The organism is Embleya sp. NPDC020630 (assembly GCF_044334985.1).
Lineage (GTDB): Bacteria > Actinomycetota > Actinomycetes > Streptomycetales > Streptomycetaceae > Embleya.
The window spans coordinates 84,701-109,156 of record NZ_JBIRUB010000004.1; the positions used below are offsets into that span (position 1 = coordinate 84,701).

Genomic DNA, 24,456 nt, shown 5'->3' on the forward strand with positions numbered 1-24,456 from the left:
TCACCAGCCCTTCGGTCCGAGGTCGAGGTGACGCGCCTCGCGGGCGACGCCCGCGTCGACCCGGCTGTCCACGTAGGCGCGGACGGTCACGCCGTCCTCGATCACCAGGGACAGCGCGTCACCCGGCTGGAGACCGCCCGTCGTACCGGCGGCTGCGGCGCGCTGCATCGTGGCCCACTGACCCGACGTCAGCACCGGCTCCGGGGCGCCCGTCCGGTTCATCGCCAAGGTGTCGCCGGGCTGGAGCCAACCGCCGCTGTCGTAGCCCGTGGGAGGCAGATTCGGGTTGGCCTGCTGGACGCCGCTGATGTTCCCGTACTGCGACTTGATGTAGTTGATGCTCGCGGCGATGTTCGCCACCGGGTCGAGGATGTTGTTCGCCAGCGATGCCACGCGGTAGGCAGCGAACGTAGGCGGGATGACCTGCGCCAACCCTTGCGACGGGATGCCCGCCCTGGCGTTGGAGTCGGTCGTGTTGATCGCCCTGGGGTTGCCGCCGGACTCACGCCCGATGAGCGTGGCCATGCCCGACCGCCACTGGTCGAGCGTCCCCGGCGGCGGCGTACCTGTCGCCGACAGCGCGGCGTCGATCCACGCCAGGAGTTGCCCGGTCGGGACCGGGCCGCCCGCGCTCTGGATCGACGGCATGAAGCCGTAGTGGGCCTGGAATAGCGAGTCGTTCCAGCCGCGCGCCCGGGTACCGACGATGATGCCGTCGCCGCCCCGGCTCTCGACGTTGACGCCCGCCAGGGTGCCGGCCGTGTGGCCGACGCCGTTGTTGGTGATGCCGATCTTGAACGGGGCGTCCAGATCCTTCTTCCAGCCGGCCGGCGCCTGCGAACCCTGGAAGTCGAACGTCGTCCACTTTCGGTGCGGCGCCTGCCCCAGGATCACCGACTCGATTGCCGCCATGAAGCCCGAGCAGTCCCAACTCGGATCGCCGCTACCGCCCCACTGGTAGGGCTTGCCGTCCTGGGTCCGGGCCCAGTCGAGCGCCTTCGCGACCTGCGCGCCGCCCATGTCGGCGGCGTCCTGGCCCTTGAGCTTGTCGATCAGGGCGTCGATCCCGGCGAGCGGGAGTTTCTTGATCGCGTTCGCCCAATCGCTGCTGCCCGGCATGGAGTTGATCAGCGCGCGGATCGGTGCCATTCCGATCTCGGCCGCCTTCGCCAGGCCGCCGCGGACGACTTCGCCGATCTTGTCGATGACGCTGCCCACGCCAGGGATGCTCTTGATCCCGCCCTTGACCTTGTCGACGACCGACCCGACGATGCCGCCGAACCCGAACGCTGGCAGGTTGCCGGTCCGGGCCCGGTAGTTGATCTCGTCCACGCCGTCGCGACCCAGCCACCGGGCCGCCTCAGGTCGCAGCCACGCCTCACCCGGCGACACCGCCGCGAGCATCGTGTCCCGGCCCGGCGCGTATCCGGGCAGGACGCCGTAGGCGCCCGCCGGTACGACACCGCCGCGGGCGAAACCGAGCTGGACTGCGTCGAGCGTCGGGAGGCCGACCTTGCCAGCGACGAAGTTCCACACGCTGCGGATGCCGCTGTTGTAGACCTTGTCGACCACGAACCGCACCGGCGCGGCGGCCACTTCCTGGAGGCCGACCCAGATTCGACCGACCGCGTCGACGGTGGACTGGAACCCGGACTCGATCCCGTGCAGCGTGTCGGCGACCTTGTTGCCGATCCAGCTGAAGACGGGCCAGATCTTCTCGTCCCACAGGGCCCGCACTCCGTTGCCGAACGACGCGAGCCCGCCCATGATCGAGCTGATCGCGGGCTGGATCCGGTCGGACCACAGGGACGACGCAGCCGCGCCGATCCACTGGAACACCTGCGAGATCGTCCACCACAGGTCGCTGGCCGTGGTGCCTAGGGTCGCGAACCAGTTGATCGTCTCCGCGACCGCCGAGATGGCCACGCCGAGCGACCACGCCAGCCCCTCGACCAGCCACCCGGCCAGGGTGACCAGCGGCGGCAGGAGCGTCGCCAGCGTGGTGACCGCGAGCGTCACGGCCAAGCCGATGATCGTCGCCAGCGGCGGGATCAACGGCAGCAACGCGACGACCAGGGTCACCGCCGCGTCGATCAGCTGCACCAGCGACGGCATCAACTGGCCGAGGACGTCGCCGCCGAGCTGCACCAGCATCCCGGCGAGTTGGCCCACCACCGGCAGGATCGGGATCGCCGCCGTGACCAGCTGGACGAATGCCTGCGCCAGGGTCGGCAGGATCTTCCCCAGCCCTGACGCGATCACGCGCGCGACCTCGGTCAGTGTCGGTGTCAGGTCCTTGATGATTGGCACCAGGTCGCCGGCGAGCCGACCGACGATGTCGACCACCGGCGGCAGCAGCGCGATCAATGCCTGCGCGAGGATGCCCACGGTCTTGGCGATCGTCGGGAGGATCGGCACCAGGGCGCCGAGCACCGACGTCACCAGCTGCACGCCGACCGGGATCAGCGGCACGATCGCCGTGACGATTCCGGCCGCCGCCTGTGCGACCGCCACGAGCAGCGGGGCGATCGCGGGCAGCAGGGTGAGGAACGCCTGCAGGACCGTGACTTCCAGCTGGATGAGCTGAGGGATCAGCGGCAGCACTGCCTGCAGCACCGACATGAACGCGTCGGCGACGATCTGAATGAGCGGGAACAGCGTCGGGAGCAGGTTGACGAGGGCGCCGACCACCGTGGTGGCCAGCGTCACGAGCACCGGGATCAGCGGCGTGACCGCTGCCATGACCTGCTGGAGCGCGCCGACGAGGAAGACGCCGATGATGCTGGCGATCTGGCCGAACGCCAGGATCAGCGGCTGGAGCGTGGGGATCAGCGCGCCGAGGACCTGCGAGAACGCTGAGCCCAGCAGGCTGATCACCGGCACGAGGGCCTGGATCATGGTGGTCAGCGGCCCGGCCAGTTGCTGGACGAGCTGCACCACAACGCCGAGCACCGGGCCCAGGACGCTCGTGCCGATCGAGACCAGCAGCCCCAATACCTGGCCGATCGGGCCGAACAGCGGCGTCACTGCGGTGAGCGCCTGGACGAGTGCGCCGGCGATCACCTGGAGCAACGGGCCGGCTGCCTGGACGATCGGCATCAGGGCTTGGCCCAGAGCGGCCGCCATCTGCGAGAGCGCCGGTCCCACGACGGTGGCGATCTGGCCGATCACCGGGGCGATTGCGGCGAACAGCGGTAGGACGGCCTGGATGATCGAGCCGACGACCTGGACCGTTGCCGTGGCGACCTGACCCATGGCGGTGAAGATCTTGCTCAGTGCCGCCTGGACCTGCGGCAGTTCCGTGATCCGCACGAGCTCGGCGATGCCCTTGCCGAGCAGGCCCAGGACCTGCGTGCCCGAGGCGTTGGCGGCCGAGAAGACGTTGGCGATGATTCGGCCGATGCCGCCGAGCACTTCCCCGAAGGAGTGCAGGACCTTGATGCCGGACTCGATGCCGCGCTCCATCGCGCCGTTCGCGAACGCCTCATCCATCCGCTTCGACAGGCGCGTGCTCGCTGCCCCGGCGGCGGCTGTCATCCGCTCGAACGCGGGCGTGGCCGCGACGCTGAGCTGGATGAACCCGCGCGTCGCCTCGGCCGGCCACTTGGCCAGGTTCGCCAGCGCCACGTTGGTGCCGTCGAACATGGCCCGCAGAGTGCCGAGGCGGGACATCTCGGTGATGGCGGCCATCCACCCACGCGCCATGGCGCCGAGCTGTGTCGCCGCTCCTGCGAGGCCGTCGCGGACGTCCGGGATGATCTGCGTGGACATCTCACGCCACGACGCGGCCAGGCCGGTGAACAAGTTCTCCTGGGTTGCCTTGCGAACCTCGCCCCAGGCGGGGCCCAGTTCCTTGACGGCCAGGACGAACTCGCGCGCCGACGGCGTGAGTTTGGCCATGGCCGTAGCGACCGCGCTCGTCTGGGACGCTGCGGCAGTCTGGGCGTCGGCGAGCGCGCGAGCAGCGTCCGCGACCGCCTCTTGGGCGTCGCGGATCTGCTTGTTGCCGTCGATCTGGGCGTCTGTCAGGCCCTGCTGGGCAGAGGCGACACGGCGGTCGGCGGCGGCCACCTTGTCCTTGGCCGCGAGAACGCCCTCGTTGCCCTCGATGCCGGCCTTGTTGGCTGCTGCGGCGTCGGCTTGGAGCCGCTTGTACGCGGTGCTCTGCTCGGCGGCCGACTGCTTGGCCTTGTCGGCGGCGAGCTGGGCCTTCTCGATGGCGAGTTGATCACCCGAGGCCCGGGCGGCGTTGAGTTCGTCCTGGGTCTCGCGTACCCGGATCGCCGCTTCGCGCTGGTCCAGCGCCCCATCGGCGAGACGGGCGTTCATGTCTTCGAGTTGCCGGGACGCATCCCGGCGTGCGGTCGTGAGGTCTTTCTGTGCTTCGAGTTCGTCTCGCTGGGCGTCCCGCAGGGACTGCTCGGCGTCCCGTACGCGGCGGGCGGCGCTCGCGCGCGCATCGGCGACGCCGGCCTGGGCCTTGGCGAGCGCGCGCTGGGCGGACTCGACCGCGCGTGTCGCCGCGGCTGCTTTGGCCGCGTCCTGGGCGCCGCTGTCGAATGCCTTGAACGCCGCGCCTACGCCCTTGAGGCCGACGCCGAGCGCCGCCCCGGCGGTGCCGATCGTGGCCAGGGCCGGGGCGGCGACGGCGGACGCCGTGGCGAGGGCAACGGTGAGTTGCTGCAGGCCCGTGCCCGCCGCCGCGATGCCCGCGCCGGCCAGGGAGGTCTTGACGATCGTGCCGAGACCGCTGAGCCCCTTGCCGAACGCCTTGCTGAACGAGTTGCTCGCGTTGGTGCCGGATCGGGCGGTCTGGTTGTTGAGACGGCGGTCCCAGTCGCCCACGAACTCCGGGCGGATCTCGATGTATCCGCGCCCCACGAGCACGCCTGCACCCGGCACGAGGAGTCACCCCCGCCCTGGTTCAGCTTGCTTGAGGCCGACCGAATACCCCGGCCAGCTGCTTGGCTCCGGAGCCGTGCCGGCCGCCGAATCGGATGACGCCCTTGCCCGGCTTGTCGTCCTCGACGTCGGGTCCGATCGGTTTCGGCGGCTTGAGTTTCTTGACCTTCCGCGGATCGCCGTTCATGACGATCGTGGCGAAGGTCGTCTCGCGCGCCGCGTTGATCAACCAGGCGCCCATGCGCCGGTCCATCGGCGCCGACCAGAACTCGTCCGCGGCGTCGCGCGGTTGCAGCACCCGGGCGGTCGCGGATTCGGGCGGCAGGTAGCGGATCAGCACCCGCAGCCGGCGCCAGGACATCTCGCCCCGGTACAGGTCGAGAAGGTCCACCCGGTAGTAGCGCAGGAGATCGGCCTCGATGGCCTCGCCGTGCTCCCTCAGGAGGTAGGCGAGGCCTGCGATTCCCCCGGCTCCAGGCCGTTGCGCTTTTGCCACTCCTCGCCGATGAGTTCGGCCTCGGAGACGGTGAAGCCGGCGGCGATCATCTCCTTGAGCTTCTCCTCGCCGACGGTCAGGCGCATGATGCCCATGATGTCCTCGGGGCCGGCCACGCGCTCCTGCACGTCGAACGGCAAGGACTTGAACGGCGGCAGCGTGAAGGTGACGCCGAACAGCTCGAACGTCACCGGGTCCGGCAGGGCGTCGCGCTTCTGCTTGGCGAGCGCGTCGAGCGAGACGACTTCGACTGTCGGGGTCGACTTGGTGGCCATGGTGATCTCCCAGCGGGTAGCGGGTTGTGGTCCACCCGGCCCGGACCCGCGGCCGGACCGGGCGGACATCAGGGGGTCACGCCCAGGACGGGTCGTTGCTCAGCCAGGTGGCGATCTCCGGCGCGGAGGTGGCGTAGGCCGAGGCGGTCATGTTGAGCGAGGATGCGCCGGACTTGCTGAAGGTGATCGAGCCGCGCTCGGTGACCTCGGAGCGTGCCACGACCAAGCGATTCGTGATGGCCCCGTCGACCCACTCGAAGCCGATCGCCCGCTCGTCCGGAGCCGGTGCCGAAGGGATCGCCAGGGTGGACACGCCGCCCGTGGTGTTGATCGACGAGGACGGGAAGTACAGCGTCACGGCGGCCTTCTTCAGCTCCATGGCCGTGAACGCGAGCGTCAGGTCCACGCCCGTGAGGATCTTGCGGACCGGCGACAGGCTCTGCCACACGGGGATGTCGGTCGTCTCGGTGGAGTAGTTCATCTCGACGCCGTCCTCGGACAGGTACCCGAGGTCCACCCACCCCGGACCCCAGGCGCTGACGAGGTCGACCGGGGCGACCGTGCCCTTGGGGGCGATGTAGATGTTGCCGTTGATCGCGGCCCGGACGTTTTCTTCCTCGAACGCCATTGCTGCCTCCTGGGGCATGCCGAAATGCCCGCTCGACAACCGCCGGCGGGAGTGACTGGGGGGTTATGCGGGGCGGACGCGCAAGGTCATCGTGAGGACGTAGCGCGGGAGTTCGGTCACCGGGTCCGGGCCCCAGACGAGGGCGTCGTCGGTAACGCTGTAAATGCGGGCGCCCGGCGGCGGATGAGACGGTGCGGTCATCAGCAGCGCGCGCACCGACTGGGCGAGATCCTGGGCACTGGCCTTGGTCGCCGCCAGGACGTCGAAGTCCAGGACGACATCCTCGAAGACGAACCTCAACTCGGTGGAGCCGCCGACCCGGGACACCGCCACCACCGGGAGATGCTCGGCCAGGTCCTCCGGCCACTCCGACACGACCGTCACACCGGGCAGTCGCGGCGTGAGGAACGCGACCGCCAGGGCCTCACCGTCGGGAAACATGACGACGGGATCGGTCACTCGCTGGACTCCGCCTTCCGGCCGCGCTTGGACGCGGTGATCACGGGCTCCGGTTCGCGACTCTCGTTGACGGCTTCGACCGGCGTGGGCGGCGGTTGCCCTCCCTCGTCGTGGGGCGTCGCCAGCACCTCGGCCACCCGGCCGTCCCGCCGAAGCGCGCGGGCCCGTTCGGGGTCGACGTCGATCTCGTCGCCCGGTGCATGGCCGTCGTACCAGTGCGCCAGCCGAATACGGGTCATCGGACTCTCACCTTCAAACTCAGCAGGGACCGATACATGACCCTGGTGCGGAGGTTGTAGCCGCCCTGCGGACGTGTCCGCCGCGACGTCGTGATGTACGTGGTGATCGTGCGAGTACCGCCTCGGCCACCACCGCCGCCGCCGGAACCCCTGCGGCGGCCCTTGGTCAGGCTCACGCCCTTCGTCAGATCCACCGGGGAGCCGAGCCGCTTGGTCAGGTCGACCACCGGTACCCGCTTGGTTACCTTGCGCCTGGTGCGTTTGCGCTTGCCGGTGCCCAGTTCGACCTGCATGGTCCAGGGGGCGTCGGACCCGTACCGGGCCCGCCATCCGGTCGTCGCCATCACCGAGTGGGAGAACGACATCGCCGCGTACTCGCCGGACCGGGTGCGCGAGGGCGACCACGTGGGCCCGGAGTACGACGGTGCGGTGGCGAGCAGCCTCGCGTGGCCCGCGTCGGCGCGGGCCTTGAGGACGTCGCGCACACCGTCGGAGCGGGCCAACTCGGAGAACAGCGCCGGGTTCCGGATGAACTGGGATGGCATCAGTCCACCTCCATCAGCTCGGCCTCGACGTGATGCACCCCGCCGCCCGGCCTGGGCCAACGGCCCACCTTGCCGTCGACCTCCAGCGTCATCCCGGCGTATTCGACCCGATCCGTCTCCTGGAGGTCCAGATCCATCCCGCGCGGCGTGTACAGCCGGTAGCCGGTGGCGGTCGTCTGCCGGTCGGTGATGTACTCCGTCGACTGCGCGGGGGCGGACGCCGGCTGGACGTTCACCCCGGACACCTCGGTGCGTGTCGCCGCATCCCAGTCGCGCTGCTCGGATCCGTACCTGTCCGCTACCAGCGGGGCCCTGACGATGACGACGGTCTGCGCATACATGCCGCTCACGACTGCCTGGCCGATCCGACCTGGCGCCGGAGGAACGACAGCGTCTCCCGGTGCGACGCGGTGAGCGAACCCGTGCCGAACGTCTCCACGGTGTAGGTGACCGACTCGCCGCCGACCGTCTCCGACCGCAGGCGATCCGGGTTGTTGAGCGTCGCCGCGGCCAAGTCGAGGACCACCCCGATCACGTCGTCCGGGACGTCCACGTAGCCGTGCGAGTACGTAACCCGCACCCGCGGCGTCCACACACCTAGGGTTCGCCGGTACGGCCAGCCTGCAATCCGGGTGTTCAGGTAGTTCGGCTGGCCCCGGGTGAGCTCGTTGCCGACCCGGGTGAAGTCACGATCCTCGACGGCGGGCTGTTCGGTGGTGCCATCGAGGAGTTCGACGACCCTCAGCGGGTGGTCGTCGTCCACCACGAGTGGCCGCTGTGGCATTGCCAGGATCTTGTCCCCGCCGACGAGCGTGATGGTGTCGTCGGAGACGAAGGTGATCGTCTGCTTGGTCCAGCGGCGGACCGTCGCGGACGCCGACCGGAGCGCCAGCTCGGCGGCGGCCAGGTCGATGTCGCGCTGCATGTACGTCGCCAGGTCCACGCCGGCAGCGAGGGGAGGCAGGCTCATGCGGGACCGCCTCTCAGTCGAGCGAGACGGTAACCGCGCCGGCGGCGAGGCTGAAGGTATCGCCGGCCTGCAAGGTCTTCGACGACGACAGCGGCAGGTACCACAGCCGCTTGGGCGTGCCGCTGCTGTCCCAGATCTCGACGCCCACCACCGTGCAGGCGGGCATCGACGTGTACGACAGGGCACCGGAGTTGCTGGTCGCCCCGCTCGACGCCGCGCTGAACGCGATTGTCTGCGCGGCATAGGACCCGCCCGCCACCTCGGTACCAGCCACACTGTCGCTTCCCGCCGCCGTCATGAGCCGGCACTTCAGCGGCCCCGCAATCGTCAGCGTCGCCACACCGTGCAGGTGGTCGAGTAGCCCGGCCTCGATCGTGTCGGGCAGATTCCCAGCCATGTGAACTCCCTTCAGGGCCGATGGATGACGCCCCGTCGGGGCCTCCTGATCAGCGGGTGAATGGTGGCCAGGCCAGCCGCAATGCCGCTGCCGACTGCGGTACGCCCATCGCCGTCGACCAGCCCCGCCCCGGCCGCCCCGCCAGTAGCCGTGCTGACGGCCGTCCTAGAGCCCACTGCCGCGGCGGAGGATTCTGCGGTACCGACGGCCAGGGCTACGGCAACGCGGCCCCCGTCGGCCGATCCCTCCGACGAGCCGGATCCGCTTGCGGCGGCGATGGCGGCGCGGAGCCCGTCCGCCGATCCGCCGCTGGACGCCGCACCGACCGCCGCGGCAACCGCCGTTCGAGCGCCTGCCACCGAACCGCTGCCCACAGCCGTCGCGGAGCCGGCGGCGACCACAGCGCGCACCCCGCTCGCCAACCCGCCGAACGTGGCCGACCCGACGGCCGTGGAACCCGCCGGATCCTCGTCCGTGGTGATCGGCGTGATCCAGTAACACGCGCCCTGATAGGTCTCGGTCGGCTCGGCGATCGAACTGCCCAGCACGTACCGACCCTGGCCGATCGGCGACGCAACAACCTCGGCGTCCGACGGGGCGCGCAGGTTCCCGACGGTGAACCCCGAGCCACCGGGCTGGCCACTGAGCCAGTAACCGCCTGTGCCTGAGTAGCGCAAGGGGTGGTGGGCGGTGGCGATGTGGCGAACGCCGGGCGTCAGCGGGAGAGCCGACCCGAGTGTGACCGTCTGCCACCCCGTCCCGCCGTCCGGCACGCTGACCGAACTGCCCGGCATCGGCGACCCGGCGCCCACCGCGAAGGCAGCGCACGTGATACCCGAATCGCCGGTGACGGCCCGCCAAACCCGGAAGCCGGTCAGCCATGCCGGACTGGTGACGGAGAACTCGGTGCCCAGGCTGATCGGAACCGAGTCTTCGACGGTGGCCGGACCATCGGTCGCGGCCCACAGCATGTTGACCGCCATGGATCACTCCTGGGGGTCGGTCTCCTGCTCGGCGAGGATCTCGTCGAGGCGCTGCGTCAGCGTGGTCCGGGGCCTGTCTCGCGATGCCTTTTCGGCGGCCAGGGCCTGCTCTGCGCGGGCGCGGTCGTCGCCGACCCACGCCAGGATCTCGGGCACCGAAGCGGTGATGTCGAGATCGTCCGGCGCCGGCGCTCCGGGTTCCTCGGCGGCGGCGAGCACGTCTCGCGCGGCGTCGTCCAGCGGTTCGACAGGCGACCCGGTCTGGAGCAGGTACAGGGCGAGGCCGCCGCTGACCTCCTCACCCTCCGCAAGGTCGACCAGGGCGTAGTTGTAGTAGGGCCTGAGCGGCTCGGTCGTCTTCACGCGCATGGGTCCTCCTCTGTTCGGCCCGGGGCACGGTGCGCGGCCGTGCCCCGATCGGCCGGATCAGGCGTGTTCGAGGACCACGGCGCGCTTGTACAGCGCCGCGTCGCCGGTCGTGGAGTCGGACGGGACGCCGTAGTCCCCGACCCAGGACCACGAGGTCGACAGGACCTGCTGCAGGCGGTCGGACGGCGGGCGCACGATCCGCGCGACCGAGACGCCGGGGGCGACCTCGATCATGGAGATGTCCGGGACATCCTCGACGCCGGTGCCCGCAAGCAGGTTCCCGGTGTCGTCGAACGGCGCCGCGACCATCGCGCCCGCGCCCAGAACGATCGGCCGGTGCACGGTGACCGTGCCGGTCGACCCGCCGAGCAGAGTCGGCGCCTCCAGGTTGCGGACCCAGTCGATCCCGCCGAAGCGGCCGATCGACAGGTCCGTGTAGATCGGGGAGTCCACCCGGCCCTGCAGGGCCTGCTTGAAGTCGGAGTCGGAGAAAAGTTGGGCCTCGGTGTCGGGGTCGATGTGTGCGACGTAGTAGCCGCCGATCGTCGGCACGTTCATCTTCCGCAGCCGCGTGACCGCCGCCCGGAACATGGCGAACGTGGCGACGTTCGAGGTGCCCAGGTCGTAGGCGGTGTCGCCGGTGGGACGCACCGTGGTCGGAGCGTTCGCCGCCACCACGTAGTCGCCCACGACGTCCACCCGCGTGGTGCCCAGCGTCAGTGTCTTGGTGCCGACGTTGACGCCCGTCACGGTGTTCGCAACGCCCTCGATCGACACCGTCAGCGGATTCGACGCGGACACCGGCGTCAGGACGCCGTTGACCATGACGTGCGTGAACCCTGCCACCGACTCGACGACGAGGGAGGTGTCCGTGGTCGCCGCGGCGGTTGCCCAGGTCCGGCCGCCGGCGTAGGCCGCGTACAGCTTGTTCCGGCAGATCTGGTTGATCGACTGCCCGGCGTTCACGCCCAGGGTCTGCACGTCCGCCAGGTACTTGCTGGCCAGGGCCATGGCGGACGTGAGCATGTTCGTGTCGACGCTGTTGCCGTACTGGTCCATCGTGACGGACCACTGCTCCAGCGCGTAGGTCGCCGCCGACGGGTCCGACCCGGTGATCGCGGACGTTGCAGGCGCCAGCAGGCCCTTGCGGGTGAACGTCTTCGTGTCGCCCAGGCCGCCCTGCCACGGCTCGGCGTCCGCGATCGCCGGGAAGATGAACTCGGGCCGCAGGGCCTCCATGAACACCCGGTCGAGCATGCCGTTCTGCATCATCGCGCGGATCGCGGCGGGAACGGTGGAGCGGACGTCGTGCCGGTCGAGCCGGAACCACGGCCGCATGGCGGTCAGGGTCATCGATTACTCCTGTGTGATCTCGACGGACACGAGGTCCGGGTGCTGCGCGGCCACGGCCTCCAGGCCGAGCAGCGCGGTTTGGGTGATGGCCGACACCGCGGCACACACGCGTCCGTCCTCGACGTGACCCTCGTGGCCGGACACCTCGATGCGGGTGCTGCCGTCGCCCAGCCGGGCGCGGATCCGGATCAACGCAGTCGGAAGCCGGGCGCGACCTTCGCCAACTCGGCGGCCAGGTCGTCGCGGGTGGCGGTGCGGTAGTCGGCCGGCGGCACAGGCTCGCGCGAGCCCTGTCCGGGGTCCGGCCGCGGGGTCTTCTTCTCGGGTTCGATAGCCGCCGTTGCCTTGCGCAGGTGCGGCTTGCGCTGCAGGAGCGCGTCGAGGTCGGTGCGGATCGCCTCGGTGTCGATGTCGCCGGCATCGTCGGTGTACCGGGTCAGATCCAGGAAGGCCGCGGCATCCTCGGCGTCGGCGAAGTCGGCGGCGGCCGCCTTCACTTCGGCGAGGACTGCCCGCTGGGTGGCCTTGTCCGCGCGGGCCGCCGAGGCTTCCGCCTTCGCGGTCGCCTTCTCCAACTCGCTCTTGTCCCGATCCTCGAAGTCGGCGACCTTGCGCGCCAAGGCCGCGGCCTCGCGCTTGGCGTCCGCCGCCTCCTTCTTCGCGGCGGCGCGCTCGGCCTTCATGCGATCGAGTGCCTGCTTGCCCTTGTCGCCGAGTTGATCGGCGCCTTCGGGCTCGTCGTCCTCGGTGGTCTCGGTCGCCGCGGCGCCGGGGTCGGGCTCGACCTCGGGCGCGGGATCGTCGTCGTGTCGGCCCAGGTCGAACCAGTGCCGTCGGATGCTGGTCATGGTGATGTCTCCCGTTGCGGGATCGGATGCCGGCCCCTTGCGGGCACGGCCTGGTGATGCGTCAGGTCGGCTGCTGGAGGATGTAGCCGTACCGGTGGAGCAGTCGCAGGGCCTCCTCGCGGTCGTCCGCGATCCGGTAGATCTCCTCGGGCATCAACCGTGGAGTCGTCGACACCGTGTACCGGCGCCCCTGCTCGACGGCGAAGTTCCCAAGCCGCTGGCCCGCAAAGCCGCGGGGCGTGATGCCCTCGTCGGTAACCTGCAGGCGGCGGCCGTGGACCGTCGCCGTCGAGATGCCGCGGCGGGCGTTGACCACCGCGTTCATGTTCGCGCCGTCGAGGATCGCCTGCCTGCCCGCGATGCCGAAGGCCCGCACCTGGGCGGCCTTGTCCATCGAATCGAACAGGGCGCGGGGGCCGTCCATCTGCGCCCACTGCTCGTCGGTGACCGGCATGATGGTGCAGTCGCAGCCCGGATGGCGTTCGAAGCCCTCGGTCGTCGAGTACGACTGCCCGGCCAGGATGATGCACCGGGCGCACGCGGGCAGGTGCACCACCCGGGCGTAGTGCAGGCCCTGCCGTTCGACGCCCATGGCTACCTGGGTCGAGGATCGGTCGACGTCCGCGATCTGCGTCTCCACGATCCGGGCCATCTGGATCAACCCGGCCGCCATGGCCTCCTCGTCGGACGCCCCGGCCGCGCGCCGCTGGGCCACGGTGATCGCCGGGATGAACAGCAGCGACCCCAGGGGGCGGCCGTCGCTGGCGATCCCGGCGAAACCCGCAGGATTCAACGTTGCGACCGGCACGGACGGCACCCCGCCCCCGGCCATGCACGCGGCGACGTACTGCTGGGCGGTCCTGGCCATGGCCACCTGGGCCGCGATGACGGCCCCGAGGATCTGCCGCCCGGATTCGCCGGCCATGTCGGTCAGGATCCGTGCGGGCAGCATCTGCGCGTAGGCGTCGCGTGCCTGCTGCATTGCCGAGGTGGTCACCGCCGCCGCCTCCCGGTAGCGGGCCTCGGCCGGTTCAGGCGGCGACGTCATCGGGCACCGGCGGTGGGGGCTTCGGGCCGGTCATCGCGGTGATGTCGCCGCCCAGGATCCGCCCGAGTGCCGATTCGGCCTCGCGCTCGTCCTCCTCCTCCATGCGTGCGATCTGTACCTGCGTGTACCCCAGGTCCTCGCGGGACTGCCGCTTGGGAACGATGCCGACCTGGAACTTCTTGACCACGGCGTCGGCAACCTCGGCCACCGTCGGCGTCGATGCGTCGCGCCAGATCGTCTCCAGGGACTGCATCTCCTCGGACCACACGCCGTCGCGAAAGCGCGCCGCGAGCCGCATGACCCGCTCCCACGATCCACCGGCAGAGCGCTGGCGGCGTTCGGCGCGCTTGACGAGCCTGGTCTCCGACGAGTCGATCGCGGCGGCGGAGGCCGGGTTGGCGGTCGCCTTGCCCAGGAAGTGGGGAGGCAGGCCGGCCAGGGACGCGACCAACTCGGCGAGCTGGTTGAGCGTCGCGTGAAAGTTGCGCAGGTCGGCCTCGGGGAACTGGCCGAGTTCCACGCCCTCCGACTTGGATCGGGCGATCGCCCAGATACGGCCCGCGATGCGCTTCAGCGCGGACACGGGCCGGCCGTTCTCGTCCTCGAAGTCCTCCGGGCCGACGCCGATTGCGTAGCGCCGGGGGATCGCGTGGAACTCGCCGGAGATCATCATGTCCGTGGCGATCTTGCAGGCGGCGTCCGAGAGCGAGATGACGTCCTTCAGCTCGGACACCCCGCAGGACCGGTGCGTGCGGCGGCGGTTCACCAGGGGCACGATGGCGCACTCGCCCAACTCGTGGTCGTCACGCTTGTGCTCGACGTCCTCGACCCACGTGCCCTTGACCTTGACCCACCACACCGTTGCCATCGGCAGGTACAGCGTGGCGTGCTCGACGTCGCCCTCCCCGTCGTCCTGCGTCCACCGCTTGATCCCTGCGGCGACCCTCCGCGTCCGCGGGTCGTCGACCGTGAACGCCTGCAGCGGCGACTCGACCGTGATCAGCGGCGTCCGCGGGTCGGCTTCGTTCGCACCGACGATCACGTAGGACCGCTTCATCACCAGCGAGTCCAGGTGCGCCATCTGCGACTGCTCGTCCAGGTTGTTCGCCTGCCAGATCCGCCACAGATCCGCGTCCGCCTCCGCCTGCTGCGACGCCCGGAACCCCTCGACGTCGAGCCGCTCCTCCAGGCTGTCCACCACCAGCCGCGGCCAGTTGATGACGACCTGGCGGACGCGCTCGTCCAACTCCTGGATCAGCTCCGGCGCCATGTACGACAGCGGCTGCTCGCCCTCGTAGTAGGCGTCCAGGGCCTCAAGTTCCTTGATCTCCTTGTCGTGGCGGCGGATCAGGTGGGTCAGCCACTCCAACTCGTTGCGCACGGCATCACCACCTTCACGTCAACGCATCACGATCACCCGCGACTTGGGCTTGGGCTTCGCGCCGGCGGCAATCGCGTCGCAGCGCGCCTCCCAGGACAGGCAACCCGCCATGGCGCCGTCGATCTTCAGCGGCGAGTCGTGCCGCTCCTTCTCGATCGACCACATCGGTTGGGCGTCCTCGTCCAACAGCCGCAGCCGTCGGCGGCGCGCGTTGCCGATGTGCCGGGCGAAGTCCTCGTCGCCGCTGTGCGTGACGTCCCCGGCCTGCATGGCCCTGGCGTAGGCGCGCACCGAGTAGGCCATCGCCTTGTTCCGGTTGGTCCACCACTCCTGCACCCGGTCCGGCCAACGGCCGACCCAGCGGGTGATCATGCCGTCCCAGTACGGCGGGTCCGCATACACCCGCCACACCTGCCAGCGGTCGAACGCACCCACCAGGGCCTCGTCGACCTCGGCCTCGGGGCACTCCCAGTCGTCGGCGTTCGGCGGGCACTCCCAGATGCCGATGGGCCACTGGAACCCGGAGGCAACACCCGTTGCCACCAGGGCTGTGGCGTCCCGGAACTGTGCACCGTCGAAGCCGATCACGATCAACTCGCCGTCCGGAACCACGTGCCCCGGTCGCGCCAGGTCCTTCCACCGTTGACGGTCAAACGCCTGGCGACCGGCCTGCACGCGCCGGTTCAGCCACACGCGCTCGAAGTAGCTCTTGTCCGTGTCCGGCTGGTTGTACAGCGACGCCACATAGTCGACCTGGCCCTCGAAGTCCGGCCAGGCGGCGATGCTCGGCCCGGACGCCTCGCGGATCGCGGCGCGCAATTGCGCGTCGTCGGCCAGGTCTTCGTCCGCCCGGGGCGATGCCTCGCGGTGGAAGAAGAACAGCGCCTTGTCCTTCGTCTTGCCCGCCGCGACCAACTCGGCGTACTCGTGCGTGCCCTCCGCCACCGAGCCCTCGCCCGGCGTGTAGGTTGTTGTCGACTCCAGCGACCAGGGATCGGCGAGCATCCGCTTTGGAATGTTCGCCAGCATCGTCTGATGCGACTCGCGCAGCCGCGGCAGCGTGAACCGGTGCGTCTCGTCGAAGTGCTGGAATGTCGTTCGCGCACCGTCACGCGAGTCCGGCGAGGACGCGAGCGCCTGGGCCTTGCCGTCGCCGCCGATGCGCATGATGCGCTCCTGCCCCGGGTCGAACAGGTCGGCGTCCTCGCCCTCGGTCACCATCACGTACAGGGCGCCGTAGGCCAGGTCCGAGGTCTGCTCCTCGGTGTACGCCACCATTGGAATGTAGGGGTCCCGGACCGGCACCCCCACCGGCAGGCCCCGGGCGTCGAACCCGTCGCACCGCACCGGGCCCTCCGGGTGCAGCTCGGCAAATGCAACGGCCGCGGCCAACTCGGTTTTCGCCGTGCCTTTGCGAACCGACAGACCCACCCGCTTGAACCGGCGGCGACCCGCCCTCGGGTGACCCTGGGGATACACCTCGTACCACCGGTAGATCAGCGCCCGCTTCTCGTCGTCCAAACGGTACGCGTCGCCCCGCAGGTCCCCGGGCCCGTGCACGCACCGCTCCTCCAGGAGCGCACACACCTGGGGGCCCAGCGTCGGCCACGGCTCCGCGTCCGGCGCCGGGACCATCAGGATGCCCACGGCTCAGACCGCGTGCAGCGCGGACCGCGGGTCGGTCGGGGCGGCGGCAGGCGCAGGCTGGGCACGGCGGCGGCGGGTCCGCTCCTGGGCGTCCTCTCCGCGCTCGATCTCCCACTGCAACCGGCGGCGGTCGATCGGCGTCAACCCGAAGCACTGCCGCTGCAGCCGGATCTCCGCGGCCAGGCCGGTCGAGGGGTCCTGCCAGAACTCGTCCACCAGGACCGCCAACACGTACAGGCCGTGAATGTCGGCGCGGCCGTCGACAAACTCGCCGGCCATAGGCGACGCCCATACGTCCGCCCACCAGGCTCGGGTCTGCTCGGTCCACTCGCGCATCGGCGGCAGCTCGGGCACGACCGTCCCGTCGGGCAGGCCCGCCAGGGTGCGGGCGGTCGACGCGCGGTTGCGGCGCTGCCTGGTGGCAGCGGGCTTGGGCAGCGGGGGCATGGTGTCTCCTCGGCGCCGTTGCGGCGCGGTGCGACCGGCCCGTTGCGGGTCCGGCCTGGGTCGCTCGGGGTGTCCGGGCCCGGCCCGGGGGCCTGGGACCCGTACAGCGACGAATCCCCCTCCCCGGCGGTCAACGTGCCCGCGGGCGCGGGGGCGGGCCCCCGGGTGGGCGCGTGGGCGCGAGCTGGCCGGGGTCGCCGGGCCTGGTCAGTCGGCCGCCCAGCCGCCGGGTTGGTGGGCTGCGGTGGCTCGGCTGTGGCATGGTCCGCAGAGCCCGCGGCCTCTGACCGGGTCGTTGGGGTCGAGGCCTTGGGCGACCAGGTCGCGCCGGTCGACCGGGTGATGGTCGGCGTGCCGACTGGGCTGTTGGTGGCAGAGGACGCAGACGGGGTCGCGGGCCAGGACTGCGGCGCGGAACCTGGTGCGATGGTCTCGGTCGTAGCCGCGGTCGGTCGGGCTGCCTCGGTCTCGCTCGGCCTGGGCGCGGCAGTTGCTGCATCGTCCGGCCTGGGTGAGGTTGGGGCAGCCGGGCCTGGAGCAGACCCTGGTCGCCCGGCGACTCGGCATCCGATCCCCCATCCGGTTGGTTCACGCTGTCCCGGCTGTGCGTGGGTTGTCTCGGCCTGGTTGCGGGTTGATCACGTGCCCGCGGTGCCCGCCGATCGGCCGGCACGCTGGCCTCCCGCCGCCAGGGTGGCCGCGGGGCTGGGGGTGCGTGGTGGCCGGGTGTCGTGACTGCAAGACGTGTACGAAGTCGTTGGTTGGCAAGCTGGTGATCAAGTCCGTGTACTTGATCTCATTCGCCTGGGTGGTGAAGCCGACCTTCATGCGGAACTGTCCGCAGTGCCACCACCTGATGGGCCGTCATCAGCGCCGGGCGGACGGCTCGTTCAGGGACTGACCTGCGGCCCGGCCCGCGCGACTCGGGTGGTCTGGCTGCCGCGGGCCGGGTCAGAGGCGGATGGCCTGGATGGTGATCTCGGCGTGGTTGACGTCGACCCGCAGGGTGGTGCCGTAGTCCGCGGTGTCGAAGCCCGAGAACAGCTGGGTCTCGCCTGCCGCCAGGGTCTCGACGCGGCCCGCGGTGGACTGCCCGTCTACCAACCGGCTGGGCAGGAAGGTGATGGTGTGCGACGTCGCCCCGGTGTTCTTGGCGAGGATGCCGACCCGGGAGTCGTAGGCGACCTGGTGGCCGTTGGTGGCGTCGCCGGTAGTGGCGGCGATCATCGTGGTGCCTGCTCGGCTGCCCTGGGTGGGGGTGATGGTGCCGCGCGCCATGGCGTCTCCCTGCTGGTTGGTCGGGTCTGTGTGGTGCCGCGGGCCGGATTCGAACCGGCGTCCTCCGACTGATGGTGTGCGTCGGCGAGCTGTCCTGGCTGCTCTACCGCGGGTTGCTGGTGGGGCCGGAGCGTGGCTCGACGGCCCCACCTGCGGCCCGACGCCGCCCGAGCGTCGGGGTATGACCGAGGCCCCGAACTGGGGGTGCCGGGGCCTCGGGGTTTCAGGGCGCGCCGCGGTTCCGGAGTCGCACCGGTGCCGGCCCGCGTCGGGCGACAGCTCTCGCCTGCCCGCGGCGTCCCCGTCTGTGGGGTGTGTCAGGTGGTCCAGGTGCCGGTGTCGGCGGCGAGGCCGAGGCCCGGCGAGTACTGGATCTTGGTGATCTTGGCCGCGGCGGGCACGGCGTAGACGACCCACCCGGTGCGGCTGTCGCCCGCGGCGATGCTGACGCTGAGCGGCATGGCCGGGCCGGCGGTGATGTCCCGGGTGAGGACCGGGTATTGCTGGCCTTGGTCGTCGATGACGGTGGAGCCCATGGCGGGTGAGCTGCTGATGGCCTGGGTGCCGGATGCCTGGATGCGCCATTGGACGGCGTAGAGCCGGCTGCCTGCCGGGGCGGCGCCGGAGGGTTCTGTGCCGGTGGCGACGTCCAGGGTCTGGGTGGCGGTCATGGTGATGCCGCTGCCGCCGTCGCGGAGGAGGGTGACGGGTTGGCCGATGGGGACGGGTGCGGGCGGGCCTGCGGGGGTGGCGGTTGCGCCTCCCTTGGTGGCCTGGGGTGCGCTCGCCGCGGGGGCGGTGGCGCCGGGCGGCTGGGCGGCGGGCTTGCTGCTGTTGCTGTCGTTGCAGCTGGCGAGTGCGAGCAGCGTGGCGCCGACGGCCAGGGCTGCGGTGGTGCGGTGTTTCATGGTCCCCCCACGGGTCGAATGCGGAGGACGCTACGCCCGACCGGGCGCCCGGCGTGGGTGAGTTCACAGATTCAGCCCGGATCGTGTCCGGGTTCGTCGGTGCTGTCGCAGGTGGTGCAGCCTCGCGCCGTGCCGATGGTGCAGCCGCCGACGCCGTCGGGTGAGGCGAGGACGTGGAGGGTTGCCGACCAGGCGGTGTCGCCGCCGCAGGTGGTGCAGCGCTCGCGGGTGAAGGCGCCGGGGACGATCGGGTGGCCGAGGAAGGTGGCGGGCTGGTCGCCGCTCATGCCGCCCGCCGCGCGGCCCGCTTCATTCGCTGCCAGCCGGCGATGGCGGGGTTGCCGCGCTCGGGCGCGTTCAGCCTGGTGGCAACCTCCGCCATGTCGAGGTCGTCAGCCCGGTAGATCTTGCGGTTGTCAGGGAACGGGTATCGGCCGACCGCCTTGATGCCTCGGCGTTCGATCCACTTGCGTACCGCCGCCTCGGTGACGCCGACTTGGTCGGCGATGTCGCGGACGGTGGTGTAGTCGTCGGCCCGGAAGGTGACCGGGTCGTAGTCCATGTCGTAGTCCATGGCGACCTCCTCGGGCATGCAGAGAGCCCCGCGCCAGGTGTCTGGTTGCGGGGCTCTCGGGTGTATGTGGGCGCACTGCGCTCAAGAGGAGTGTGACGCCGGTGTGATCACCACGCAAGTCGGCGCGCGGTTAGGGCTTCCACGCCTCCTGGTAGTCGGGGTGGTCGGCGTACACGGTGGCGAGGATCTTGATGGTCGTCGCGAGCGCCCCTTCGGCGAGGACGTACGCCTCGTCCCGTGGGGTGTAGCCGCCGCGGCCGTAGCCGCAGACCTTGGTGTAGTTCTCGACGATCCGCCGCCGGGCTGCCACGTCGCGGAGGACGCGCGCGGGGTCGTGGCGGGCGATGTGTGCACCACGCTCCGGCCCCAACTGATCCTGCGCGCCCGTGGCAACCATGTCGTGCTCGCGGCGCGACGCCACGGAGCCGGACTCGGCGTCGTAGTACCAGTCGGGGCCGATCTCGCTGGCTGCCGCGTTGGCGTCGTGCGCGGCCTCGTCGAGCCGGGCGCGGAGGAACGCCACCAGATCATCGGTCACGTCGCTTCCTCACATGCCGCCGCGTCCGGTACGTGCCGGTAGGCGCACCAGCCGTCGCTGTGCTGCCCGTCCTCCAGGCGGTAGGTGCAGGTCGGCCGCGCGGGCATGGTGTGAGTGCCGGGTGCGACTGCCTCGATGGGCGCCGTCGGATCGACGCACGTAAGGACGTGGACGACGGGGCCTCGGTAGTCCCGGCCGTGGAGCGGGCCGCCGACGAACCGCGCATGGATCTGCGGGGGGTTCATGGCCGCCAGCTCTCCTGCTCGGCCACCGCAAGCGCCCGACGCAACCGCCGCACTTCGGTGACCCACTCCATGGCCGTGTGCGTCTCGGCATGCGCCTCGACGATGGCTTCTCGCCGCTGGGCTCGTTCGGCCACGTCCCGGTTGATCGCCCCGCCGATGTCGAGCGTGCCGTCCGGTCGGCGGTCGACCGCGAACCGACGCGGGCCGCCACCCGTGGGTTCGTCGTGATGCCAGGGGCACACGTCGATCGGGCAGTGGTGGCGGAACACGTCGAGACCCCGGACGTACTCGACGGTCACGGCGCCTCCCGGGTGGTGGTGTCCATGGACGGATCCTCTCGTATCGGACCGACTAGCTGGAGTGGGTCAGCGAATCCCGGCTCGCCAGGTATAGGGCCCAGGCGGGAATTCGTGGCCGCGTTCGGTCGTGATCACCCGGAGCGCCTCGTCGACGAGCTGCTCGCGGGTGACGTCCACGGCGTGGGTCAAGTTGAGGCCGTAGTCGCCGGTTTCACCGGTCGCCCATTCGAACCAGACGGTGACGCGGTGGCTGCCTGCGGGGTACGTGGTCATGTCGTTGTCTCCTGGCGTCAGGTGGCTGCGGATCCAGGCCATTCGGGCTCTTCGTCCAGGGTGTAGCACTGCTGTCGGGTCGGGTGTAGCTCGGCGTGTAGCGGCGGGTGTAGCGCGTCGTGACCTGCGGCTACACCGGCCGGAGAGGGGTCGGGGTCGGGTTGGGGAGCGGGGTTGAGGGCGGCCTCCAGGTCGTCGACGTGGACCCCGGCGTTGACTCGGCCGGCCTTGCCGCCGACCCGGAGTTTAGGGCGGATGGGGACGCCGTGGCCGGTGATCCAGGCGCGGACGTCGGCCGTGTCCCAGGGGACGCCGGCGGCCTGGAGGCGGGTGGTGATCTCGGCGAGGTGGATGCCGCGCCGGTCGCCGATGGCTCGGCGGATGGCAGTGAGGTCGCGGTGGCGGGCGGCGGCCGGGTCGAGCGGCGGCGCCTCCGGCTTGGGTTCGTCGGTCGCTTCGGTCGCTGCCGGGCCGTGCCACCAGGCGGCGGCGAGCCAGGCCGGGGTGGCGACGGCGAGCCCGCCGGGGCCGAGCTGCCAGCCGAGGAGTGCGCCGCCGGCGAGGATGCCGCTGCGGGTGGCGATGGCCCGCCGCCGCTCGACCGCGCCCGCCGCCTCGGCGGCGACCCAGGTGGTGATGCGGTCGACCAGGGTGTGGTGGCCGTCGACCGCCCGGTGGACGTGTGCCGCGGCGCGGTCGACGGGGTGCATCAGACGGAGCCGACGACGTTGGTGAGGGCGGTGACGCCGGAGTTGATGATCTGCCGGCAGGAGTTGCCGATGGCGGTGCCGGAGCCGAGGGCGACGCCGAGGAGGATGGCGACGATGAGGTGGGCCCAACTGGCCTTCTTGTGCTTGGCGTTGTACCAGGTGAGGGCGGAGAGGGCGAGGACGGCGACGACGTTGGCGGTGAGGATGGCGCCGCCGCTGGCGGTGGGTGTGGTCGGGGCGGTGGGTACCTGGGCGGCGAGCATGTCGCCGGCGAGTGCGTACAGGTTCTGCTGCATGGCGGGTCCTCAGTGGGTGTAGAGCGCGGCGGCGGCAGCAACGGCCGCCCAGATGCACGCGAGTTCGAAGGCGAGGCGGTGGACGGTGCGCGGGGGCAGGCTCGGCGCCACGGCCAGGAGGCCGATGAGGGCGAGGCTGGGCAGCAGCACCAGGGCGAGCGGCATGACGCTCCCGTCGGGGTTAGTGACGGTGGGGTCAGACGGCGGTGAGCTGCTGCTGGCGCTGCGGGTACCGGGCGAGGCTCGGGTCGCCTTCGCGGGCGCGGAGCCTGGCGGTGCGGGCGGTGCCGTCCCCGTGCTTGAGCCCGTGGGAGGCAAGGGCGGCGATCATCTCGCTGGTGACGGGTTCACGCCGGAGGGCCCGGTAGAGCGTGGCGATGACGCGCGCCGACGGGTCGAGGCCGTCGGGGATGGGCTCCTGCCAGGGCTCGGCCGACGGGGCGCTGACGGGCGGCGTCGGAGCGGCTGTCGGGTGTCCGATGGTCCGCATGCGGGGCCCGGTGGGGGCGGGCGCCGGGGGGAGCGTCGGCCTGGGCGGCGCGACCTCTGCGGGCCGGGTGACGGCGATGCTCGTCGGGCCTGTCGGCGGGGTGACGGCGGGGGCGGTGGCGCCCGTCATGCGGGAGCCGATCCAGCCGTGGAGCTGCCACATGAGCGCGCCGAACGCGAGGAGGGAGGCGATGGGCGGGACGGCGGCGACGGTGTAGTCCATGGGTGAGGCGTGGCCGCCGACGCCTGCAACGTTGAGGGCGATGGACCCGAGGGCGCCGCCGACGGTGAGGGCGACGGCCAGGGGTGTGCCGCGTCGGGCGAGTGACGCTCTGAGGATCAGCACTTCGCCGAGCACGATGAACAGGTCGACGGTCGCGGGCCAGGCCCAGGAGCGGGCGACGGAGTGGCCGAGGCCGTGGGCGGCGGCGACGTCGTGGAGGTGTTCGTAGCTGAGCCACATGGTGGTGGCGGTGAGGACGACGGTGACCAGGGCTGCGGCGACGGCGAGCGTCACGAGTGGGTCGCGGGTGTCGGTGATCGTGACGGCGGGCGTCACGGTACGGTTCGGTCGGGCCATGGGAGGTAGTGACTCCTGTGGTCAAGGGCCCGGGCTGGGGCTGGTATCCCTTCGCCTGGGCCCGTCTTGAGTTGTGGGGTGTCGGCCGCTGGTATCGGCCTGACGGGTGTCAGCGTAGCGCGTCAGTGACGGCCTGGATGCTGCGTCGGCCTGACGGTGCCGCTTCGTGGGACGCGCTTGACGTTGCGGTAGTCCTGGCCGGGGATGGGGCGGTAGTCGCCGGGCGGGACCGGCATGTGTTCCTCCCAGGGGGCGATTCTGCTGCCGCCTGTGTCGCCGGGGCGGGTGAGGTCGACGTACCTGGGGAGGCCGACGACGGCGGCCCAGCGGCCGTCGGCGCGTTGCTCGAGTTGGACGAGCGGGACGGTGAGGGTTCCGGCGTCGTCGGGCATGCGGACCTCGACACGGGGGCGGTCGTCGGCGGGCGGCATGGGGCCAGTGTCCTGGATGGGCGGCGGGTCGTGGAACGACGTCAGAGCTGCGCGAGGGCGCCCCTCAGCGGCGCGACGTCGCCGTATGCGATCTCGAAGCAGTCGCGGACGAGGGTGTCGGCGTCACCCCGCAACTCGTTCGGGGCCCAGGCCCCGCCGAACCCGGCGAACAGCACGTCGTCGCCGTCCCTCAGTGCCGCAGGGGGTGCCAGGGCGAAAGGCTCCGGCTCCCAGTCGCCGCCGGTGTACATCGGGTGCGTCAGGACCTGGTCGAGGGCCGCGACGAGCGAGGGCGCCAGGTCGGCGGCGATGCGGAGGTGGTCGCCGTCGAGCGTCATGGCGGTGGGGGCGGCGGTGGTGATGTAGCAGGAGGCGGTGCGGAGTTCCGTGTGCCAGTCCTGCATGGCGGGGGTCGGTGCCTGGATGGCGCCCATGAGGGTCTCCCGTGGTGTGTAGTCGTGCCCAGTGTCTCGGATCGGTGGTCGCGCAGCGCGGTGATCACTAAAGCCGATCCGGCGGGCTCCCCGGTCCCGGCTCGTGTCCGGGGCCGGGGAGCCCGCCGGCGTCAGGCCGGGATGATCCAGGCTTCGGTGACGAGGGCGGCGGCGCGGTAGGCGCGGTTCTCGATGCGGGCCTTCTTCTCGGCCCAGCCCTTGACCCAGGCGGCGGTCTTGGCGGCGGGGACGGTGACGGCGACGGTCTGGATGGTGACCGGCTGGCCGTCGATCTCGGTGGTGACGATGGTCTGGTAGGTGGTGGCCATGGTGTGCTCCCCGGTGTTGGTGTTTCCTGCTGACGTCTACGACTGTACATGGCACATGTACGAGACGCAACCCCCCATGTACAGT

General features: G+C 71.0%; 34 protein-coding genes. All 34 read right to left on the bottom strand.

Annotated features, from left to right (window positions below; translation table 11 throughout):
* The 34 genes from ACH4XV_RS16090 to ACH4XV_RS16255 all read right to left on the bottom strand — a co-directional run bounded on the left by ACH4XV_RS16090 (window position 1) and on the right by ACH4XV_RS16255 (window position 24,371).
* Window positions 1-4,902 carry a transglycosylase SLT domain-containing protein gene (locus tag ACH4XV_RS16090; protein WP_395790165.1) on the bottom strand — a complete coding sequence of 1,634 codons (4,902 nt, stop codon included), beginning with the start codon at window positions 4,900-4,902 and terminating at the stop codon, window positions 1-3.
* Between the two features lie 22 nt (window positions 4,903-4,924).
* Window positions 4,925-5,398, bottom strand: a complete 474-nt coding sequence (locus ACH4XV_RS16095) for a hypothetical protein (RefSeq protein WP_395790167.1) — start codon at window positions 5,396-5,398, stop codon at window positions 4,925-4,927.
* Window positions 5,341-5,673 (bottom strand): hypothetical protein, encoded by a 333-nt coding sequence (locus tag ACH4XV_RS16100; RefSeq protein WP_395790169.1) that lies wholly within the window; start codon window positions 5,671-5,673, stop codon window positions 5,341-5,343. Before ACH4XV_RS16100 ends, ACH4XV_RS16095 begins: the two co-directional genes overlap by 58 nt.
* A gap of 76 nt (window positions 5,674-5,749) precedes the next feature.
* Window positions 5,750-6,301: a hypothetical protein gene (locus ACH4XV_RS16105; protein WP_395790171.1), complete on the bottom strand. Its 552-nt coding sequence runs from the start codon at window positions 6,299-6,301 to the stop codon at window positions 5,750-5,752.
* 63 nt (window positions 6,302-6,364) lie between these two features.
* A complete protein-coding gene (locus ACH4XV_RS16110; protein ID WP_395790173.1) occupies window positions 6,365-6,760 on the bottom strand; it encodes a hypothetical protein in 396 nt (131 codons plus the stop codon).
* Window positions 6,757-6,999, bottom strand: coding sequence for a hypothetical protein (locus ACH4XV_RS16115; RefSeq protein ID WP_395790175.1), 243 nt, complete (start codon window positions 6,997-6,999; stop codon window positions 6,757-6,759). The genes ACH4XV_RS16110 and ACH4XV_RS16115 overlap by 4 nt, the downstream gene beginning before the upstream one ends.
* The gene (locus tag ACH4XV_RS16120) at window positions 6,996-7,544 is read right to left on the bottom strand and encodes a hypothetical protein (protein ID WP_395790177.1); all 549 of its coding nucleotides are present in this window, start codon (window positions 7,542-7,544) and stop codon (window positions 6,996-6,998) included. The genes ACH4XV_RS16115 and ACH4XV_RS16120 overlap by 4 nt, the downstream gene beginning before the upstream one ends.
* Window positions 7,544-7,894: a hypothetical protein gene (locus ACH4XV_RS16125; RefSeq protein WP_395790179.1), complete on the bottom strand. Its 351-nt coding sequence runs from the start codon at window positions 7,892-7,894 to the stop codon at window positions 7,544-7,546. Before ACH4XV_RS16125 ends, ACH4XV_RS16120 begins: the two co-directional genes overlap by 1 nt.
* Complete coding sequence (locus tag ACH4XV_RS16130; RefSeq protein ID WP_395790181.1) at window positions 7,891-8,514, bottom strand: hypothetical protein; 624 nt, start codon at window positions 8,512-8,514, stop codon at window positions 7,891-7,893. Before ACH4XV_RS16130 ends, ACH4XV_RS16125 begins: the two co-directional genes overlap by 4 nt.
* Window positions 8,515-8,527: 13 nt before the next feature.
* The gene (locus ACH4XV_RS16135) at window positions 8,528-8,911 is read right to left on the bottom strand and encodes a hypothetical protein (protein WP_395790183.1); all 384 of its coding nucleotides are present in this window, start codon (window positions 8,909-8,911) and stop codon (window positions 8,528-8,530) included.
* A gap of 11 nt (window positions 8,912-8,922) precedes the next feature.
* Window positions 8,923-9,894, bottom strand: a complete 972-nt coding sequence (locus ACH4XV_RS16140; protein ID WP_395790185.1) for a DUF4082 domain-containing protein — start codon at window positions 9,892-9,894, stop codon at window positions 8,923-8,925.
* A 3-nt stretch (window positions 9,895-9,897) separates the two neighbouring features.
* Window positions 9,898-10,263, bottom strand: a complete 366-nt coding sequence (locus ACH4XV_RS16145) for a hypothetical protein (protein WP_395790187.1) — start codon at window positions 10,261-10,263, stop codon at window positions 9,898-9,900.
* 57 nt (window positions 10,264-10,320) lie between these two features.
* Complete coding sequence (locus ACH4XV_RS16150) at window positions 10,321-11,616, bottom strand: hypothetical protein (RefSeq protein ID WP_395790189.1); 1,296 nt, start codon at window positions 11,614-11,616, stop codon at window positions 10,321-10,323.
* A 3-nt stretch (window positions 11,617-11,619) separates the two neighbouring features.
* Complete coding sequence (locus ACH4XV_RS16155; RefSeq protein ID WP_395790191.1) at window positions 11,620-11,808, bottom strand: ribosomal-processing cysteine protease Prp; 189 nt, start codon at window positions 11,806-11,808, stop codon at window positions 11,620-11,622.
* Window positions 11,805-12,464 carry a hypothetical protein gene (locus ACH4XV_RS16160; RefSeq protein WP_395790193.1) on the bottom strand — a complete coding sequence of 220 codons (660 nt, stop codon included), beginning with the start codon at window positions 12,462-12,464 and terminating at the stop codon, window positions 11,805-11,807. The genes ACH4XV_RS16155 and ACH4XV_RS16160 overlap by 4 nt, the downstream gene beginning before the upstream one ends.
* A gap of 61 nt (window positions 12,465-12,525) precedes the next feature.
* Window positions 12,526-13,512 carry a hypothetical protein gene (locus tag ACH4XV_RS16165; protein WP_395790195.1) on the bottom strand — a complete coding sequence of 329 codons (987 nt, stop codon included), beginning with the start codon at window positions 13,510-13,512 and terminating at the stop codon, window positions 12,526-12,528.
* Window positions 13,496-14,893: a phage portal protein gene (locus ACH4XV_RS16170; RefSeq protein ID WP_395790197.1), complete on the bottom strand. Its 1,398-nt coding sequence runs from the start codon at window positions 14,891-14,893 to the stop codon at window positions 13,496-13,498. Before ACH4XV_RS16170 ends, ACH4XV_RS16165 begins: the two co-directional genes overlap by 17 nt.
* Before the next feature lie 18 nt (window positions 14,894-14,911).
* Window positions 14,912-16,540: a terminase gene (locus tag ACH4XV_RS16175; RefSeq protein WP_395790199.1), complete on the bottom strand. Its 1,629-nt coding sequence runs from the start codon at window positions 16,538-16,540 to the stop codon at window positions 14,912-14,914.
* A gap of 3 nt (window positions 16,541-16,543) precedes the next feature.
* On the bottom strand, window positions 16,544-16,987 hold the full coding sequence (locus ACH4XV_RS16180; protein ID WP_395790201.1) for a hypothetical protein: 444 nt from the start codon (window positions 16,985-16,987) through the stop codon (window positions 16,544-16,546).
* A 951-nt stretch (window positions 16,988-17,938) separates the two neighbouring features.
* Complete coding sequence (locus ACH4XV_RS16185) at window positions 17,939-18,265, bottom strand: hypothetical protein (RefSeq protein WP_395790203.1); 327 nt, start codon at window positions 18,263-18,265, stop codon at window positions 17,939-17,941.
* A gap of 317 nt (window positions 18,266-18,582) precedes the next feature.
* Window positions 18,583-19,173 carry a DUF4352 domain-containing protein gene (locus ACH4XV_RS16190; RefSeq protein WP_395790205.1) on the bottom strand — a complete coding sequence of 197 codons (591 nt, stop codon included), beginning with the start codon at window positions 19,171-19,173 and terminating at the stop codon, window positions 18,583-18,585.
* A gap of 71 nt (window positions 19,174-19,244) precedes the next feature.
* Entirely contained in the window at window positions 19,245-19,460 is a 216-nt protein-coding gene (locus ACH4XV_RS16195) for a hypothetical protein (RefSeq protein WP_395790207.1), read from the bottom strand.
* Window positions 19,457-19,747 carry a hypothetical protein gene (locus ACH4XV_RS16200; RefSeq protein WP_395790209.1) on the bottom strand — a complete coding sequence of 97 codons (291 nt, stop codon included), beginning with the start codon at window positions 19,745-19,747 and terminating at the stop codon, window positions 19,457-19,459. Before ACH4XV_RS16200 ends, ACH4XV_RS16195 begins: the two co-directional genes overlap by 4 nt.
* A 130-nt stretch (window positions 19,748-19,877) precedes the next feature.
* A complete protein-coding gene (locus ACH4XV_RS16205; RefSeq protein ID WP_395790211.1) occupies window positions 19,878-20,285 on the bottom strand; it encodes a DUF6221 family protein in 408 nt (135 codons plus the stop codon).
* Window positions 20,282-20,530, bottom strand: coding sequence for a hypothetical protein (locus ACH4XV_RS16210; protein WP_395790213.1), 249 nt, complete (start codon window positions 20,528-20,530; stop codon window positions 20,282-20,284). Before ACH4XV_RS16210 ends, ACH4XV_RS16205 begins: the two co-directional genes overlap by 4 nt.
* The gene (locus tag ACH4XV_RS16215) at window positions 20,527-20,829 is read right to left on the bottom strand and encodes a hypothetical protein (RefSeq protein WP_395790215.1); all 303 of its coding nucleotides are present in this window, start codon (window positions 20,827-20,829) and stop codon (window positions 20,527-20,529) included. The genes ACH4XV_RS16210 and ACH4XV_RS16215 overlap by 4 nt, the downstream gene beginning before the upstream one ends.
* A gap of 66 nt (window positions 20,830-20,895) precedes the next feature.
* Window positions 20,896-21,102: a hypothetical protein gene (locus ACH4XV_RS16220; protein WP_395790217.1), complete on the bottom strand. Its 207-nt coding sequence runs from the start codon at window positions 21,100-21,102 to the stop codon at window positions 20,896-20,898.
* Window positions 21,103-21,119: 17 nt separating this feature from the next.
* Window positions 21,120-21,812, bottom strand: coding sequence for a hypothetical protein (locus ACH4XV_RS16225; protein ID WP_395790219.1), 693 nt, complete (start codon window positions 21,810-21,812; stop codon window positions 21,120-21,122).
* A complete protein-coding gene (locus tag ACH4XV_RS16230; RefSeq protein WP_395790221.1) occupies window positions 21,812-22,108 on the bottom strand; it encodes a hypothetical protein in 297 nt (98 codons plus the stop codon). The genes ACH4XV_RS16225 and ACH4XV_RS16230 overlap by 1 nt, the downstream gene beginning before the upstream one ends.
* Before the next feature lie 9 nt (window positions 22,109-22,117).
* A complete protein-coding gene (locus ACH4XV_RS16235) occupies window positions 22,118-22,273 on the bottom strand; it encodes a hypothetical protein (protein ID WP_395790223.1) in 156 nt (51 codons plus the stop codon).
* Window positions 22,274-22,304: 31 nt separating this feature from the next.
* Window positions 22,305-23,177 (bottom strand): DUF2637 domain-containing protein, encoded by an 873-nt coding sequence (locus ACH4XV_RS16240; RefSeq protein ID WP_395790225.1) that lies wholly within the window; start codon window positions 23,175-23,177, stop codon window positions 22,305-22,307.
* 122 nt (window positions 23,178-23,299) lie between these two features.
* Window positions 23,300-23,608, bottom strand: coding sequence for a hypothetical protein (locus tag ACH4XV_RS16245; protein ID WP_395790227.1), 309 nt, complete (start codon window positions 23,606-23,608; stop codon window positions 23,300-23,302).
* Between the two features lie 41 nt (window positions 23,609-23,649).
* Complete coding sequence (locus tag ACH4XV_RS16250) at window positions 23,650-24,042, bottom strand: hypothetical protein (protein WP_395790229.1); 393 nt, start codon at window positions 24,040-24,042, stop codon at window positions 23,650-23,652.
* A gap of 131 nt (window positions 24,043-24,173) precedes the next feature.
* Entirely contained in the window at window positions 24,174-24,371 is a 198-nt protein-coding gene (locus tag ACH4XV_RS16255; RefSeq protein ID WP_395790231.1) for a hypothetical protein, read from the bottom strand.
* Window positions 24,372-24,456 lie beyond the last annotated feature (85 nt).

Bases quoted from the DNA above. Each gene is read 5' to 3' on its own strand.
- ACH4XV_RS16100 (WP_395790169.1), bottom strand. From the start codon at position 5,673: ATGGCCACCAAGTCGACCCCGACAGTCGAAGTCGTCTCGCTCGACGCG.
- ACH4XV_RS16105 (WP_395790171.1), bottom strand. From the start codon at position 6,301: ATGGCGTTCGAGGAAGAAAACGTCCGGGCCGCGATCAACGGCAACATC.
- ACH4XV_RS16115 (WP_395790175.1), bottom strand. From the start codon at position 6,999: ATGACCCGTATTCGGCTGGCGCACTGGTACGACGGCCATGCACCGGGC.
- ACH4XV_RS16120 (WP_395790177.1), bottom strand. From the start codon at position 7,544: ATGCCATCCCAGTTCATCCGGAACCCGGCGCTGTTCTCCGAGTTGGCC.
- ACH4XV_RS16130 (WP_395790181.1), bottom strand. From the start codon at position 8,514: ATGAGCCTGCCTCCCCTCGCTGCCGGCGTGGACCTGGCGACGTACATG.
- ACH4XV_RS16135 (WP_395790183.1), bottom strand. From the start codon at position 8,911: ATGGCTGGGAATCTGCCCGACACGATCGAGGCCGGGCTACTCGACCAC.
- ACH4XV_RS16140 (WP_395790185.1), bottom strand. From the start codon at position 9,894: ATGGCGGTCAACATGCTGTGGGCCGCGACCGATGGTCCGGCCACCGTC.
- ACH4XV_RS16145 (WP_395790187.1), bottom strand. From the start codon at position 10,263: ATGCGCGTGAAGACGACCGAGCCGCTCAGGCCCTACTACAACTACGCC.
- ACH4XV_RS16150 (WP_395790189.1), bottom strand. From the start codon at position 11,616: ATGACCCTGACCGCCATGCGGCCGTGGTTCCGGCTCGACCGGCACGAC.
- ACH4XV_RS16160 (WP_395790193.1), bottom strand. From the start codon at position 12,464: ATGACCAGCATCCGACGGCACTGGTTCGACCTGGGCCGACACGACGAC.
- ACH4XV_RS16165 (WP_395790195.1), bottom strand. From the start codon at position 13,512: ATGACGTCGCCGCCTGAACCGGCCGAGGCCCGCTACCGGGAGGCGGCG.
- ACH4XV_RS16180 (WP_395790201.1), bottom strand. From the start codon at position 16,987: ATGCCCCCGCTGCCCAAGCCCGCTGCCACCAGGCAGCGCCGCAACCGC.
- ACH4XV_RS16185 (WP_395790203.1), bottom strand. From the start codon at position 18,265: ATGGCGCGCGGCACCATCACCCCCACCCAGGGCAGCCGAGCAGGCACC.
- ACH4XV_RS16190 (WP_395790205.1), bottom strand. From the start codon at position 19,173: ATGAAACACCGCACCACCGCAGCCCTGGCCGTCGGCGCCACGCTGCTC.
- ACH4XV_RS16195 (WP_395790207.1), bottom strand. From the start codon at position 19,460: ATGAGCGGCGACCAGCCCGCCACCTTCCTCGGCCACCCGATCGTCCCC.
- ACH4XV_RS16200 (WP_395790209.1), bottom strand. From the start codon at position 19,747: ATGGACTACGACATGGACTACGACCCGGTCACCTTCCGGGCCGACGAC.
- ACH4XV_RS16210 (WP_395790213.1), bottom strand. From the start codon at position 20,530: ATGAACCCCCCGCAGATCCATGCGCGGTTCGTCGGCGGCCCGCTCCAC.
- ACH4XV_RS16220 (WP_395790217.1), bottom strand. From the start codon at position 21,102: ATGACCACGTACCCCGCAGGCAGCCACCGCGTCACCGTCTGGTTCGAA.
- ACH4XV_RS16225 (WP_395790219.1), bottom strand. From the start codon at position 21,812: ATGCACCCCGTCGACCGCGCCGCGGCACACGTCCACCGGGCGGTCGAC.
- ACH4XV_RS16230 (WP_395790221.1), bottom strand. From the start codon at position 22,108: ATGCAGCAGAACCTGTACGCACTCGCCGGCGACATGCTCGCCGCCCAG.
- ACH4XV_RS16235 (WP_395790223.1), bottom strand. From the start codon at position 22,273: ATGCCGCTCGCCCTGGTGCTGCTGCCCAGCCTCGCCCTCATCGGCCTC.
- ACH4XV_RS16240 (WP_395790225.1), bottom strand. From the start codon at position 23,177: ATGGCCCGACCGAACCGTACCGTGACGCCCGCCGTCACGATCACCGAC.
- ACH4XV_RS16245 (WP_395790227.1), bottom strand. From the start codon at position 23,608: ATGCCGCCCGCCGACGACCGCCCCCGTGTCGAGGTCCGCATGCCCGAC.
- ACH4XV_RS16250 (WP_395790229.1), bottom strand. From the start codon at position 24,042: ATGGGCGCCATCCAGGCACCGACCCCCGCCATGCAGGACTGGCACACG.
- ACH4XV_RS16255 (WP_395790231.1), bottom strand. From the start codon at position 24,371: ATGGCCACCACCTACCAGACCATCGTCACCACCGAGATCGACGGCCAG.